Source organism: Acidimicrobiia bacterium (assembly GCA_016650365.1).
Taxonomy (GTDB): domain Bacteria; phylum Actinomycetota; class Acidimicrobiia; order Spongiisociales; family JAENVV01; genus JAENVV01.
Window position 1 is genome coordinate 32,624 of record JAENVV010000033.1, and the last position, 14,209, is coordinate 46,832.

Annotated in this window: 18 protein-coding genes and 2 tRNA genes; 14 read left to right on the forward strand and 6 right to left on the reverse strand. The window is 60.7% G+C overall.

Going from position 1 to position 14,209, the window contains the following annotated elements; translation table 11 throughout:
- Positions 1–28 precede the first annotated feature (28 nt).
- The 11 genes from disA (at position 29) to JJE47_02130 (ending at position 8,818) form a co-directional block, all read left to right on the forward strand.
- Positions 29–1,102: a DNA integrity scanning protein DisA gene (gene disA / locus JJE47_02080; protein ID MBK5266200.1), complete on the forward strand. Its 1,074-nt coding sequence runs from the start codon at positions 29–31 to the stop codon at positions 1,100–1,102.
- Between the two features lie 52 nt (positions 1,103–1,154).
- Positions 1,155–1,700 (forward strand): CarD family transcriptional regulator, encoded by a 546-nt coding sequence (locus JJE47_02085; protein MBK5266201.1) that lies wholly within the window; start codon positions 1,155–1,157, stop codon positions 1,698–1,700.
- Positions 1,701–1,712: 12 nt separating this feature from the next.
- Entirely contained in the window at positions 1,713–2,771 is a 1,059-nt protein-coding gene (locus JJE47_02090) for a TRAM domain-containing protein (protein MBK5266202.1), read from the forward strand.
- Positions 2,768–3,241 carry a 2-C-methyl-D-erythritol 2,4-cyclodiphosphate synthase gene (ispF, locus tag JJE47_02095; protein ID MBK5266203.1) on the forward strand — a complete coding sequence of 158 codons (474 nt, stop codon included), beginning with the start codon at positions 2,768–2,770 and terminating at the stop codon, positions 3,239–3,241. The genes JJE47_02090 and ispF overlap by 4 nt, the downstream gene beginning before the upstream one ends.
- Positions 3,242–3,289: 48 nt before the next feature.
- On the forward strand, positions 3,290–4,705 hold the full coding sequence (locus JJE47_02100) for a cysteine--tRNA ligase (GenBank protein MBK5266204.1): 1,416 nt from the start codon (positions 3,290–3,292) through the stop codon (positions 4,703–4,705).
- On the forward strand, positions 4,680–5,402 hold the full coding sequence (gene rlmB / locus JJE47_02105; GenBank protein ID MBK5266205.1) for a 23S rRNA (guanosine(2251)-2'-O)-methyltransferase RlmB: 723 nt from the start codon (positions 4,680–4,682) through the stop codon (positions 5,400–5,402). Before JJE47_02100 ends, rlmB begins: the two co-directional genes overlap by 26 nt.
- Positions 5,403–5,435: 33 nt before the next feature.
- Positions 5,436–5,508: transfer RNA gene (locus JJE47_02110), tRNA-Thr, on the forward strand.
- 105 nt (positions 5,509–5,613) lie between these two features.
- Positions 5,614–5,856 carry a DUF3263 domain-containing protein gene (locus JJE47_02115; protein ID MBK5266206.1) on the forward strand — a complete coding sequence of 81 codons (243 nt, stop codon included), beginning with the start codon at positions 5,614–5,616 and terminating at the stop codon, positions 5,854–5,856.
- On the forward strand, positions 5,857–6,486 hold the full coding sequence (locus tag JJE47_02120) for a LytR C-terminal domain-containing protein (GenBank protein ID MBK5266207.1): 630 nt from the start codon (positions 5,857–5,859) through the stop codon (positions 6,484–6,486).
- Positions 6,483–7,595 carry a hypothetical protein gene (locus JJE47_02125; GenBank protein MBK5266208.1) on the forward strand — a complete coding sequence of 371 codons (1,113 nt, stop codon included), beginning with the start codon at positions 6,483–6,485 and terminating at the stop codon, positions 7,593–7,595. The genes JJE47_02120 and JJE47_02125 overlap by 4 nt, the downstream gene beginning before the upstream one ends.
- 14 nt (positions 7,596–7,609) lie before the next feature.
- The gene (locus JJE47_02130; protein ID MBK5266209.1) at positions 7,610–8,818 is read left to right on the forward strand and encodes an AI-2E family transporter; all 1,209 of its coding nucleotides are present in this window, start codon (positions 7,610–7,612) and stop codon (positions 8,816–8,818) included.
- Here the strand turns inward: JJE47_02130 and JJE47_02135 are convergent, their stop codons facing one another.
- Positions 8,819–9,127, reverse strand: coding sequence for an AzlD domain-containing protein (locus tag JJE47_02135; GenBank protein MBK5266210.1), 309 nt, complete (start codon positions 9,125–9,127; stop codon positions 8,819–8,821). It lies immediately after the preceding gene.
- A complete protein-coding gene (locus tag JJE47_02140) occupies positions 9,124–9,771 on the reverse strand; it encodes an AzlC family ABC transporter permease (GenBank protein MBK5266211.1) in 648 nt (215 codons plus the stop codon). The genes JJE47_02135 and JJE47_02140 overlap by 4 nt, the downstream gene beginning before the upstream one ends.
- A gap of 123 nt (positions 9,772–9,894) precedes the next feature.
- Here JJE47_02140 and JJE47_02145 point away from each other — a divergent pair, with 123 nt between their 5' ends.
- The 3 genes from JJE47_02145 to JJE47_02155 are packed head-to-tail and all read left to right on the forward strand — an operon-like array spanning position 9,895 to position 11,987.
- Positions 9,895–10,605 carry an alanyl-tRNA editing protein gene (locus JJE47_02145; protein ID MBK5266212.1) on the forward strand — a complete coding sequence of 237 codons (711 nt, stop codon included), beginning with the start codon at positions 9,895–9,897 and terminating at the stop codon, positions 10,603–10,605.
- On the forward strand, positions 10,606–11,574 hold the full coding sequence (locus JJE47_02150) for a CvpA family protein (GenBank protein MBK5266213.1): 969 nt from the start codon (positions 10,606–10,608) through the stop codon (positions 11,572–11,574).
- On the forward strand, positions 11,571–11,987 hold the full coding sequence (locus tag JJE47_02155) for a hypothetical protein (GenBank protein ID MBK5266214.1): 417 nt from the start codon (positions 11,571–11,573) through the stop codon (positions 11,985–11,987). Before JJE47_02150 ends, JJE47_02155 begins: the two co-directional genes overlap by 4 nt.
- Here JJE47_02155 and JJE47_02160 read toward each other — a convergent pair.
- From JJE47_02160 to JJE47_02175, 4 genes are all read right to left on the reverse strand, one after another.
- The gene (locus JJE47_02160; GenBank protein MBK5266215.1) at positions 11,964–12,209 is read right to left on the reverse strand and encodes a DUF1298 domain-containing protein; all 246 of its coding nucleotides are present in this window, start codon (positions 12,207–12,209) and stop codon (positions 11,964–11,966) included. The genes JJE47_02155 and JJE47_02160 overlap by 24 nt on opposite strands.
- Positions 12,146–13,345 carry a wax ester/triacylglycerol synthase family O-acyltransferase gene (locus JJE47_02165; GenBank protein ID MBK5266216.1) on the reverse strand — a complete coding sequence of 400 codons (1,200 nt, stop codon included), beginning with the start codon at positions 13,343–13,345 and terminating at the stop codon, positions 12,146–12,148. Before JJE47_02165 ends, JJE47_02160 begins: the two co-directional genes overlap by 64 nt.
- A gap of 177 nt (positions 13,346–13,522) precedes the next feature.
- A tRNA-Arg gene (locus JJE47_02170) sits at positions 13,523–13,595 on the reverse strand.
- 169 nt (positions 13,596–13,764) lie between these two features.
- Positions 13,765–14,175, reverse strand: a complete 411-nt coding sequence (locus JJE47_02175) for a hypothetical protein (protein MBK5266217.1) — start codon at positions 14,173–14,175, stop codon at positions 13,765–13,767.
- Between the last annotated feature and the right edge of the window lie 34 nt (positions 14,176–14,209).

A 14,209-nucleotide genomic window follows, 5' to 3' on the forward strand; every position in this document is an offset into this window, starting at 1 on the left:
CAGAGCGTGTAGTAGCCTCGCCCGAGTGGTGAACAAAGCCGATACCCGCCTAGAAGTTCTCAAGAGAGTCGCCCCCGGGACCAGACTGCGGGACGCGTTTGAGCGCATCATGCAGCAGAAGATGGGAGCGCTGATCGTTCTCGGGGCCGGGCCGCGGGTCGATGCCGTGTGCTCTGGCGGCTTCGACCTCAGTGAAGCCCCGTTTACGGTCGCCAGGCTTGCCGAAGTTGCCAAGATGGACGGGGCCATCGTTCTTTCCGACAACAGCGATGCAATTCTTCGAGCGAACGTTCATCTCATTCCCGATCCAGCCATGCCCACCGACGAGACCGGTTCGCGGCATCGGACTGCCGAGCGTACCGCCAAACAGACGGGGAAGCCGGTCGTGTCCATATCGGAGGATCGCGCCGTGGCGACGTTGTTCTTTGGAGACACCAAGCAAGAACTGGAAAGCCCGGCAGTCATAACCGACAAGATCAATCAGTCGCTGTCGTCGCTCGATCGATTCCGCACTCGCCTCGATCAGGCCGAGGAGCGGATGACCAGGCTTGAGGTGGCCGACTTCATGACCAACTATTGGGCCGTGACCGTTCTCCAGCGAGCCGAACTGGTGCTTCGCCTTGGCGATTCGGTCGAGGTGTTAAGCCTGGCCCTGGGTGGGGAGCGTCAGTTGGTGCAGCTTCAATTGGCCGATCTCACCCACGGCATCAGAGAATTACGGCGCCTGGTGGTACGCGATTACATCGGTCGACTTTCGGCGCGTTCCACGCAGGCTGCTTTGAACGAGCTAGCCGACATTCCGACCGCCGAGTTATCGGATCGCCAGGCGATCGCCGGCGCCATGGGATTCGAGGCCGAAGACATCGAAGCGTCTCCGAGAGGCTTGCGGCTGCTCAGCCAGGTTCCCCATCTTCCGGAATCGGTGCAGGAGGCCGCTGCCAAACACTTCGGAGACTTCCGTAAACTCCTCCATGCTTCCGTCGAGGAACTTGACGATGTGCCAGGAGTTGGTCACACCAGGGCCGTGCAGATCCGCGCCTGGCTGGATCGGGCCATCGATAGCGCCGGTTTTTGGGGTCCAACCGGCGGGCATGTCGCCTGAGTGTCACCGGCAGCTACACTAGGCCGTCGCCGAACGATAGACACCACCCTTTATGGCCAAAAAACCTGAAGTAGCAGAGGTTCCCAAACCGCGCCGAAAGTCATCTTTTGCAGTGGGTGACAAAGTTGTTCACCCCCACCATGGTGCCGCAATCATCATCAAAAAGGTGAAGCAGAAAATCGCTGGCGAAAATCGTGAGTACTTCCAGTTGGAAATCGCTACCGATCAGCTCACGGTCTATGTGCCGGTTGAGAACATCGAAGATACGATTCGCCCGGTCATCTCGAAGACGCAGGCTCGTAAGGTCTTTGCGACCCTGAAAGACGAACCGCAGGAAGCGGGATCCAACTGGAGTCGTTGGTACAAGATCCTCAACGAGAAGATGACCTCAGGTGACATCTTCCAGGTGGCCGAAGTGGTGAGGGACCTCACGGTTGCCCAACAGTTGAAGGGCATCTCGCCTGCGTTGAAGCGCATGCTTTCGAGAGCTCGAACGACCCTGGTGAGTGAGATGCAATTCGCCCTCGACGTCAACGAAGAGGAAGCGACCAAGAAGCTCGACCGGGCACTCCCGAAACCCGAGGATCTCGACGAATAGAACGGTTCGCTCATGATGGTTGAGGCCCTTCGCCTGCTGGTCACCTTGTTGCTGACCGCACTTGGCTACACACTCGGTAGTCGGATCAACCCGGCCGTGGTGGACGCAGATCCCAGCACCATCCGATTGGTCGGCGCGCTGATCGGTGCCGGCGTTGGCTACGTGAGTGGCGGGCTGTTCGGGAGAGGGTTCCGTCAGCGCCTCGATGTGCTCCCCCAGCGGTTCTTGCCGCAGGCGGACGGTCAGGAATTATTTGCCGGTGCTTTCGGCCTCATCGTTGGTGTCGTGTTGGGCGGGGCCGTGAGCGCTCCCTTGATCGCGCTGCTACCGGGGGCAATCGCCTGGCCGCTTGCCGCACTCATTATTCTTTCCCTGGCGCTGATCGGTGCGAGGTTGTTTGCCATGCGGTCGCACGATCTGTTAACGGTGGCCGGTCTGCGACCCCGGGCTCCGCTCGTGGCCCGTCGCTTGAGCGACCAAGAGCCGTCCTATCTCATCGACTCGTCGGCGGCCATCGACGGTCGTATTCTGGAGCTGGCCCGAATCGGTCTCATCGAGGGACGCCTCTGGTTGCCAGGGTTTGTGATCGACGAGTTGCAAGGGCTGGCCGACTCGGCAGAGAAGAGTCGACATCGGCGAGGCCGTCGCGGCTTGGAAATCCTCGACGCGCTGCGATCGACGGCCCATGTCGACGTCGTGGTACTCGATGATGAGATCCCTGAGGTCGAAGATGTCGACGCCAAGCTCATCGTTGTTGCCGAGCGAAGTGGCGCTCAGATCGTGACCACCGACACCCATCTCGCCAAAGCAGCCGAGCTGCGGGGTGTCCGGGTCCTCAACCCTGCCGGGCTCGGCGAAAAACTGAAGACGTCCGTGGCCGTTGGCGAGATCGTGTCTGTGCCGGTTTCCAAGGTTGGAAGTGGTGAAGGACAGGGAGTTGGGTATCTCGACGACGGGACCATGGTGGTTATCGACGGAGCCTCGGAGCGAGTCGGCGAAGAGATTTCGGTTGAGGTCACCGCCACGACGCGTACGGCGATAGGCCGGATGTTGTTCGGTCGCCCGGCGTGAGGGTTGGGTTCGGTTTTGATGCCCACCGTTTCGGGGGTACATGGCCGGTCCGGCTCGGTGGGGTGGTGGTTGATTCTGCGAGGTTGGTAGAGGCCACCTCCGATGGCGATGTTGCCTGCCATGCCGTGGTTGATGGCCTGTTTGGTGCTGCCGGATTGGGTGATCTCGGAACCCATTATCCGTCTACGGATGAGCGCTGGCAGGGCGTATCGAGTCTCGATCTGGTCCGGGACGCCATTACCAAACTCTCCGAAGCCGGTTGGAAGGTTTCGCAGGTAGACGTCACTGTTATCGCCCAATCCGTCAAGGTCGCCCCCCACCGTGAGGCCATCCGGGCGGGTTTGGCCGGGGCCCTCAACCTTGATCCCACCGATGTGTCCGTAAAGGCGACAACGACGGACTTCATGGGTTCGATCGGCCGGGACGAAGGTTTGGCGGCGGCCGCGGTTGCCGTAATCGAACCGCGCTGACGAAGCACAGGGTTCTTGGCTCTCCTACCCGGAGCTACGATTACGGCCATGGAAGTTCTCAACACGCTTGGCCGCGTCCGGATCCCGTTCGTGCCGGAGCACGATGGGTCGGTCGGCATCTATGTCTGCGGCCCGACCGTGCAGGCCAACCCGCATGTGGGTCACGGTCGGTCGGCGGTCGCGTTCGACGTCATTCGCCGATACCTGATGTATCGCGGGTATGCCGTCACGTACGTGCGAAACATCACCGACATTGACGACAAGATCATCGCCGCAGCCAATGAGCAGGGCGTTTCGATAGAAGACGTTGCAGCTCGGGCTGCTGAGTGGTTCGAAGCGACGCAAGACGCGCTGGGAGTCCTCCGACCCGATATCGAACCGAGGGCAACCGATCATATCGCAGAGATCATCGACATGATCGGTGATCTGATCGTTAAGGATCATGCGTACGCGGCCGGCGGCGATGTCTACTTTGCGGTCCGCTCGTTCGCTCACTATGCCCGACTTTCCAACCGGAACCTCGATGAAATGCTCGCCGGAGCTCGTATCGCCACCGGTGACATCAAGCGCGATCCGCTGGACTTTGCTCTTTGGAAGGCAGCCAAGCCGGGGGAGCCGCAGTGGCCTTCGCCGTGGGGCCTCGGTCGGCCTGGATGGCACATCGAGTGCTCGGCGATGGCCCGCCGATACCTGGGCGACACGCTTGACATACATGGTGGCGGAACGGATCTCATCTTTCCCCATCATGAAAACGAAATCGCCCAGTCCGAGGCAGTCACCGGTCGGCCGTTCGTCAACGTTTGGTTACACAACGGCATGGTCACCCTCTCGGGTGAAAAGATGTCGAAGTCGACGGGGCATTTTGTCGATCTTGCGTCGTTGCTGGCCGACCATCCGCCGCTGGCCATCAGGCTGTTCTACCTGCGGGCGCACTACCGATCCAATGTCGAGTTTTCGCCTGATCTGATCGCTGACGCGGACGCCTCCTTTGAACGTTTGCAGTCGTTTCGCCGTCGACATGCCGACCTGGAAGTGACGGTGCCTGACGCTGGCATCGTCGCAGCGTTTGAAACGGCCATGGATGACGACTTCAACACCCCGGTAGCGCTTGGTGTGTTGTTCGACGCAGTGCGCGAAGGTAATCGGCTGTCGGACGAGGGAGGCGACGCCGCCGGAGTGGCCGCGGCGGTCGAACGGATACTTGAGGTGCTTGGCCTCATTCCGGAAGCGACCGGCTCGGATGGGCTGGACGGTTTGGCCCCCGATCTTGAGCGCCTGGCAGCCGAACTGGGACTGGAGCCCGGTCATGGGGCCGAGGAGACGCTCGAGAGGGTTATCGACCACCGGACCGAAGCGAGGGCTGGTAAGGATTGGTCAACGTCGGACAAAATCCGTGATGGTCTGGCGTCGATCGGGATCGTCATCGAGGATGGGGCTGATGGCGTCGCCTGGCATCGGAAGTAAGGTCGAGGGAATCCATGCGGTCCGAGCGGCGCTTGACGCCGGGAGGGTCAAGAAACTGTTGATAGAGACCTCTCGTAAGAAACGACTCGGCGAGTTGCTAGAAGCAGCCGGCCCGACGGTTCAAGTCGAGTATGTCGCCGATGTTCGGTTACAGGCCGAGACGACCGCCCCGCAAGGCGTCGTTGCTCTCTGCCATCCGGTTCGAACTGTCTCGCTGGAATATCTGGCTGACGTCGACCGGCCCGCCATCCTGGTCCTCGATCATCTCGAAGACCCTCACAATGTCGGCGCTATCGCGCGGTCCGCTCTGGCCGCCGGTATGTCAGGTTTGGTCGTTTCGTCGGTGCGATCTGCGCCGTTGGGATCTACGGCTTTCAAGGCTTCGGTCGGGGCACTTGAGAAGCTTCCAGTTGCCGTCGTGTCGTCGGTTGCCAGCGCTCTTTCCCGGCTTCGTCAGCTAGGTGTTTGGGTGGTGGGCCTCGATGCTCACGGCACTGAACCCCTGTTTGGCTTGGGGTTGGCATCAGAACCGATCGCGATCGTTATCGGGGGAGAGGGGGCCGGGCTCGCCCAACTCGTCACTGAAAGGTGTGATCTGGTCGTTTCGATTCCAATGAGCGACCAGTCGGAGAGTCTCAACGCCTCGGTGGCGGCTGCGCTGGCCGCTTTTGAGATCCGCCGGGCCCGCCAGGACTGAGACTTAGTCTCGATCCGGTACACTGCCCACCTTGCTGGCGTAGCTCAGTTGGCAGAGCAGCCGCCTTGTAAGCGGCAGGTCGTGGGTTCGAATCCCGCCGCCAGCTCCCGTGATCACCACACCAGCGGTGTTTGTCTGGAGCGGTCATCAGATTGCGAGTCGTAATGAAATCCCCAGTGAGTGGTGGCAGCAGCGATAACCTTGCGGGATCATGCTGTCCGAACAAGATAAGGCTGTGCTCGATTTCGAGCGGTCAGCTTGGCTCATCCCTGGTCCGAAGTCAGAGGCTATTCAGGAGCAGCTTGCCATGAGTCCAACCAAGTATTACCAGATGCTCCGTTCGCTGGCTGACGATCCGCACGCCTCCGAGTACGACCCGATGACGGTACGGAGACTTCAGGCTACGTCTCGCAGAGAGAAACTCAGGCGTTCGCAGGCGTCCGGGGACGCGTAAATGTCCGGGAAACATGAAGCCCCGGGGACGGGCGAATTTTGGGCCGGGCTCGTCCGTCATGTCATCATGTGGGTTTTCGGCATCGCCATCGTTCTGGCGTTGGTATTTGCCGTTGTCAAGCTCTTGCCAGAATGGTTCCCGGGCGACGACGCCGGGTTATCCACGACGGCCGGGATTCCCATCGCGAACGACACGACCTCGACCATCACGGAGCCCGGCGTGCAACCGGTCCGAACTACCTCGACCCAGGCTGGTGCCCCGCCGGCGTCGACTACGACGGTGGCCACCACCACACCCACGACGGCTACCACGGTTGCCACGACGACGACCACCACGGCGCCGGTTGAACGCAGCCCCAGTGAGGTAACGGTCAAAGTGCTGAATTCCACAACCATCAAGGGCCTGGCGGCGGGAATCACGGCTGATCTTGCTGCGCTCGGGTACCAGATGGAAGAACAAGACAATTACCGGCCGACGCTCCAGGAGAGTTTTGTTTACTACGCCCCCGGTTTTCAGGCCGAGGCGTTCACGCTCGCCAAACTGGTGCCCGGGGCCACAGTAGGGGCGAATCCGGCAGCTGCCGCGTCAGCTGATCTGCTTGTGATTCTCGGTACGAGTTACTCGGGGTGAGCGATTCGCCCGATTCCGCCGATCCGGGAAGCGGGCAGGGTGGGGAACCAGAAGCCGACGATCTTCACGCCCAGCCGGAGCCGCTGGTTATCGATGAGATCGTGGGCGATGGCACCGACCCGGAGGCCGGTGATGTGACTGAGGACGCCGGCCCCGCTGATGATGGTCAGCAGCCGTCTCCTGGTGATTCGAGCGAGGACGTTGCAGAGTCGTTCGCAGTCACCGATCCGGCGCCCGCAGCCGAAACCACACAAGTAAAGGTCATCTCCATCTGGCCGATCTGGGCGTGGACCATGGTGGCGGTCGTAACGGTCGTCGTCGCACTGGGGATCGGTGCGGGCGTCCTTTCGAAGACGCTCCTACTTGACGTCGTCTCCTTTTGGCCGGCGTTCGTGGTCATCGCTCTGATCTTTGCTGCACTTATTCCCAGGCTCAGAAAAGGTGCCCCCCGCCTGTCTGCCGTGTTGCCTCTGCTGCTGTTGACCTACCTCGGAGTGACGGTGGCGCTGCATGTGGCCCGGTGGGACGAACTTCCCTCCACGTCTGCCGATGTTCCGGGTCCGGAGGTCGCCGGTGTCACGGACGGTCGAATCGAGTTGGACCTCGTAGGCGAGTTGGTCGTCCGGCCGGCCGACCAGCCAGAGCTGTACCGAATCCTCATGCTTAACCGGGGTGGCAACACCGGAGTCCCGAGCGCGCTCGAAATCATCACAGAACCAGATGCCTCGATCAGCGTTGGACAGCGGGAAAACTCCGGCTGGTTCCAGAGCGCCGGGTGGGATGTCAAACTCTCATTGGCCGTCACTTGGGAAGTGGAAGCCCGGGCAGATCAGGTGGATATCAATCTCGCTGCGGTGAGCTCTGGCGGGTTAACAGTCAAGGGTGACGGCGAGGTGGTGGTCGGATTTGTGCGCCCTGGCTCGGTCATAGAATTAGATGGCACGATCGATCTCGTCGTGCGTGTTGGTGATCATATTGACCTGGTTGGGAAGGCTGAGGTTCCCGACGGCTGGTCGACGACCGGGCTCGGGCGGTCTACGCCAGGTCCCTCAGACCCGTTCACCGTCATCGTCATAGAAGGCGCGATAGTCACGATCACAGAGCGCTAGATAGACTTGCACCAATGATCGATCCACATGAGCGGTTGCGGAGGTTTGGCATAAGTGCCTGGGCGCTTGTGGGCGGATTTCTCGTCATTGGGATTCTCGGTTGGCTTCTAGCCCAGGTTCGGATCCTGTGGGGACCGGTTCTGGCGGCAACCGCCATTATCTACATCTTGAACCCGTTGGTTACCGGCCTCAGGAATCGCGGGGTCCATCGGGGCTTTGGAACGATCGTTGCGTATCTGCTCGGTGTAACGGTGATCATGATCGTCTTCGCGGTGGTCGTCCCGCTCGTCGCTGAACAGGCGAATGCTCTCGGTTCTGAACTTCCGATCATCTATGACGACTCGATATCGCGAATCGCCGACACCGCCGCCCGGATTGGGATTCCTGATCTGTCCCTAATGAGTTACGACGAACTCGTCGCCCAGATGGCGACCCCCGACGCCGCATTCCAGGCGGGGTTACAGGTATTCCTCGGGCAGGCGTTCACCCTGGCGTTAAGTGTCGTGGAGTTGGTGGCGTTGCTATTCCTGACTCCGGTCATCGCCTTCTACATGCTGGTTGATCTTCCGAGAGTCCTGGAACACACCCGGGAGCTAATTCCCGAGGGCATGCGCGACGAGGCCGAAGCGCTCGGAACGAGTCTGGGCACGGCGTTGGGTGGGTTTGTACGGGGCCAGATGATGGTGGCGCTCTTGGTCGCCACCATCAGTTCGTTCGGACTGTGGGCGCTTGGTATGAACCTCTGGTTGATTCTGGGCATTGTGGCCGGTCTCTTCAACCTCATTCCGTTTATCGGGCCCTGGTTCTCGGGGACACTGGCCGTCGTTGTTGCCCTCGTCCTTGAGGACTTCCGTCTGGCGATCTTTGTTGCCCTGCTGTTCCTCGGCGTGCAACAACTCGACAATCATGTGATTTCTCCCCTGGTGCTGCGAGCCACCGTCAAGCTGCACCCATCCCTGATCATCCTGGCTCTGTTGCTTGGCAGTTCGTTGGCCGGAATCCTGGGATTGATTCTTGCGGTGCCGATTACTGCATTTCTCAGAGTCATCGTCTCGCACTATTGGCGGACGCGGATCCTGGGTGAATCTTGGGAACAGGCATCGGCAGCCTTCACCGTTGAATACGAGCCACCCAGCCCTGAGAGCCTGGCGGGCCGCCTACGGCGGATCGGTCGAATGGAGCTGACCCGCCCGGCAATGCATCACACCGACAGCGATGAGTAGCTAGCTCAGAGCCCTGATTGCTCCGGTCACAACCATGGCCGCCAGGACCACGATCAGGAAGGGCGCCTTGCGCCAGGCTGCGATTCCGGCGACGGTGACCCCGGCCAGGCGAGCATCGATCGTGATGTGCTGTCCGTCGGTGACGGTGGTGATGACCACCAGTGCTGCAAACAGGGCGATTGGGAGCAACCGGGCCAGATCTGCCAAAGGCTCCGGTAGTCGTGCAAGGTCCAGGACGGTGAAACCGACGAGCTTGAGCAGGTAGGCGCCCACTGTCAGCACCCCGATACCGATCCAGACGGCGGTCATCTGGATATTCCCCGGCCTGCCAAAATCCCCAGGGAGGCCAACAGAATCGGGATGCCCGCCGGAACGAAGGGTACGGCCGCAACGGCGACGACCACGGCGGTCACCGCCACCAGGATGATGCGTCGGCTACGCAGTAATGGGATGAGCATTGCCAGGAAGGCGGCCGGGAACGCCGCGTCGAGTCCGAGGGCAGCCGGATCACCGAGTTGTGACGCTCCGACGTGGCCCAACAGGGTGCCGATATTCCACAGGCTGTAAAGCCAGATGGCCGTCCACCAGAATGAGCGCCTCGGCTGTTGAGGATGAGCCAACGTCATGGCGGTCGTCTCATCGATGATGAACTGTGCCGTCACGAACCGCCGCCAACCGCGCACCGGTAAGTAGTCCGTGAGTGCCGGCCCGTACAGCGAGTTGCGCATGGCGAGAGTTAGGGCGCCGAGCGTGGCTGCGATGGCCGTTCCGTGCGCCGCAATCACCGTGACGAACGCGAACTGCGATGCGCCCGTGAAGGTCAGGCCGGACAGCGCCATGGCTTGCAGCAGTGACAGGCCGCTCGTCGAGGCGAACACCCCGAAGGTCACGCCGACCACACCGACCGCGGCGGACAATGCGAAACCATCGCGACGGTAGGAGGTATCGGGCATGACGCTGGAGTGTACCGAACGTCCGCCAGGGGCTGTCAATACCGAGGCTATGGGCCTCGGCCGACAGTAGCTGTCGAGCCCGCATGAGCGGTTTGGCTCGGTTAGCCCACTACGCTGGCGCCCATGGTTACCCAGGAAATTGCCGCAACCGACTCCTACGCTTCCTCGATCGACGCCACGGTTGTGGCAGTGCTCGATGAAGGCATCGTGCTCGATTCGACCGTTTTCTACGCGAGAGGTGGCGGCCAGCCGGGTGATTCAGGGGTGTTGGCCGGCGACTTCGGTGAACTCGCCATCACTGACACGTTCCGGATGAAAGGCGACCCCGTCCATCAGTTCGAAGGAAAGCCGCCGAAGGTTGGTGAACGGGTTACCGCCTCGATCGATTGGGATCGCCGGTATCTCTTGATGCGCACCCATACGGCGCTTCACGCTCTCACGGCAGTGATCTACCGGGACTTTGGTGCCAAGGTCACCGGCGGTGACATGAAGCCGGGTATTGCCAGGATGGACTTCGAGTTGGCCTCGATGTCCCGCGAGTTCGCCGAAGACATCGCCCGCAAACTCAACGAAGAGTTGCACCGTGGTTATGACACGGAAATCCGGTTTCTTGAGCGAGATGTGGCCCTGGCCGATCCCGACCTGATTCGGACCAAAGTCAACCTGCTCCCCGACTCCCTCAAGACCATCCGGGTGGTCGACATCGTTGGTTTGGACAGGCAGGCCGACGGGGGGACGCATGTGCGGTCGACGTTGGAGGTTGGCTCGATCCAGGTGATCAAGACCGAGTCAAAAGGCAAGGCCAACAAACGTATGCGGATCGAGATCATCTAGATGGTCGACTTCGCCCTGGGCGTTTACTTCACGGGTCTGTTCGTGCGCGGCTGGCTGCGTGGGTTTGTCAAGGAAGCCATGGATCTCGTTGGCCTGCTGATCGGGGCTTTCGTAGCGTTTCGGTACAGCCGATCCCTCGGCGAGGTCCTCGAATCCATGTCCCAGACAGGGCCGACGGTCGCCCGCTATGTCGCCGGAATCATCTTGTTTCTTCTGGTGGGATCGTTGGCGGCCGTGGCTGCCCATTACCTCGGAAAGGTGGCCTATCGGCCAGGGTTCAAGACTTCAAACCGGGTGTTCGGTGCCTTGGCCGCTACATCATGGGGATGGCTGCTCGCCACCGTGATCATCATGTTGACCACGGTACTCCCGTTGCGGGGCACATTCGACGCGGCATTTCAGGACTCGGTGATTGTCGGTGCGATTACCAATCCCGAAGGGATGACTCAGAGGGTTGTTCGCACCGTGGCTGGGGATCGGCTCTTTTCGCAGGTCATCGCACTTGAAGACTTGTTTGGAGATCAACAGGTCATCCTCAAAGAAGGTGAATCGATACCGCTCGACCCGGTCCCCGCCGAAGACTTGTCGGTCGACGATGCGGCCGAGCAACGCATATTTGACCTACTGAACGGTGCGCGCATCGAGGCCGGTCTGGCCCCTCTGGTGTGGTCTGAAGCGCTTGCCTCGGTTGGTCGTGCCCACGGCGAGGACATGTATGTGACGGGTTACTTTTCACACGTATCGCCGATCACCGGGACCATCGGCGATCGCGTGTCTTCGGCAGGGATCTCCTATGTGATCGTTGGGGAGAACCTGGCACTGGCGGCCGATGCCGTGCAGGTCCATGAGGGTCTCATGGACAGTCCGTCGCACCGTGAGAACATTCTCAGACCTCAATTCCGTCGGGTCGGGATCGGGGTCATTGACGGTCCAACCGGCCTGATGGTCGTGCAAGTGTTCAGCGGATGATCGACGAGGCGTCTGCGACTCTCGCGGCCGCGTTGGTTGCCACTTACGGGGCGTTTGTTGCAGCTGGAACCGGGAAGTACGGGGTGGATCTCTCTCCGGCCATATCGGCTGGTGAGTCGTGGCTGCGGGCCGAGTTGGACGCCGAACTGTCAGCTCCGTACCACAAACAGCGGCGTGGACCGCTTGAGATCTTCCAGGCAGCCATGACCTTTCCGACGGAGGCACTGGTCGATGCGGGCGCGCCAGAACCAGTCCGCGACCTCATGGCGGTCCGGGCGCTACCGGGGGATCGTTTTGATCTCGCTCCAGCGTCGTCGCGTGAAATAAGCGAGGACGTGTGGTCTGCCCACCTTGTGTGGGGTGTGACCAAAGCAAGAGCGCTGCGGGACCTAAGTGGAGCCGAGGGCGCTTAGTTCGTCGAAGGCGCTCTCGATGCAACCGACGAAGTCTTCGATGTCGGGAAGCAGATCCCACTCACCATTGACTCCCCAGGTGAGTTCCCCGTTGTAGGAGAAGAGCGCCAGCCCGTAGGCCTGGTTCTGCCACAGCGGGACGAGTGGATACTGGTGAACTAGTTGTCGAGCATGAACACGGGAAACTGCGGGCCCGGCACGTTCGTGACAGTGGCTGCGAATGGTCGCCGACCAGCGGCGAGACGAGCTCCGAGCGACAGGAGAGTACCTGGCGTGCCAGAAGACATCTGGACGATCGTCGATGCGCCAAGCGCCTGATCAGTTGATTTGAGTTTCTGGGTGGCGGCGGCCACTTTTTCGTACCGGCTTCGTGGGTCGGGGTCCGAAATGGGCAGGTCAACCAGCCACATGGCAACCTGGTTGCCGAGATTGCCGCGCTGATTGGTCGGCCGGACCGACACCGGCGCCATGATTCGGTACTCCATGTCGGCTACGTCGGTTTCACGATGGTCTTGGAGAAAGCTCCGTACTGCCCCGGCGACGGTGGTGAGGACCACGTCGTTGAGCGAACCGCCCAGGTGGTTCTTGACGGCTTTGACGTCGCCGAGTGGCATGGTGGTCCAACTGAACCGGCGATTGGGTCCGATGGGCTGGTTGAGCGGGGTCGGGGCGCCTTTGCGCAACCAGCCTGAAGTGAGAGATGCCCCCACCGCCGACGCCTTGTGAACCAGGTCGGTAACCGTCTCTTCAGTGCGTTCCGGGCGGTTTCGGACCCGGTCCAATGTGGAGCGGAGCCGCCGGCCAAGGTCGCCTGCCGCCAATTCGGCTCCGGTCGGGGTTGGGGCAGGATGCCATGGCTGAGGCTGTCCGGGGTCTGATTCAGGCCCGAATCCGTACATGACGGCCATTAGATCGACACTGGAGATGCCATCGATCATCGAATGGTGAATCTTCGAGATAAGCGCAAACCGATTCCCCGGGAGGCCATCGACCAACCAGAACTCCCAGAGCGGTTTGGCCCTGTCGAGTGGTTGGGCCATGAGTCTCCCGGCCAGGTCCCTGAGCTGCTGTTCGGTTCCCGGAGGCGGGAGCGACGTGTGACGGATGTGGAAGTCGAGATTGAAGTCCTCATCGTCGATCCACACGGGATACTTTTCGAGGGGGATCCACGCAATTTTTTGACGATATCGGTTGACCAAATGAAGCCGCGAGGAGATGAACTGCCGAAATCGATCGATGCTCATCTCTTCGCCGGAATTCTCAAAGATGGCCACTGATCCGACGTGCATGTGGGTTACCGGCGATTCGAGCGCCAGAAAGGAAGCGTCAAGAAAAGAAAGTCGTTCGAGTTGTTTCACAAACCGTGCCTCCGTGATAACCACCTAGATCGTATCAACAAAACCATACGCTCGACCCCACGAGATTTCGTACGCCAACCAGGTCGTGAAGAATCGATCGCTGCTGGCTTTGGACGAGGCGAATGCACTTTGGGCTTGGCCAAAAGTGCATTCGCTTTTTTTGGCCAAGCAAAAAAGCGCCCGCGGCAGGATTCGAACCTGCGACCTACTGCTTAGGAGGCAGTCGCTCTATCCCCTGAGCTACGCGGGCGGGATCGGTTGGAAACGCGGTTGGAAACTCCGATTGGTGTTTCTTGATGCGTCGCCTGTGAGTGTAATGCGACCTGGTACGAGGACAATGTTGGGTTGAATGCCCCATGGCGCCCGTTTGGGCAGCGGCGGACCCGGTCTTTGGGTGTCGTGGCGTGTGGGGTGGCCGGTCAGGCGGTCTGTTGGAGTCGAATCAGGTCGACGGCTTGGGGCGTGGCGAAGACGTGTTCGGTTTGGGCGTTTCGGTAGGCCTGCCAGGCGAGCATGCTGAGATTGTTCTTTTCGAATCCGTAGTGGTGGAGTCGTTCTCTGGGGTGGTGGTCGTCGATGACCCGGTTGGCCGATTCTGCCGAGGCGCGCAGCTGATGCTGTACGTTTCCGAAGAGCTGGTCGGTTTCGGGGAACGCTCTGAGGTGTTCTGGCCGGTTGTAGCCGGTGAGTTTGTCTTCGGTGGTTTGGTCGAGGCGGATCCTCACGTACCCGTCGACCGTTCCGTCGTCGCCGGTGACGTCGTATTCGGCCGACAGGCGAACGGACCCGTCTTTCTTGTTGACCCGTTTGTTGATTTTGCGTCTTCGCAATGGTTGGAGGTGTTGGTTGCCGTCGACGTCGAAG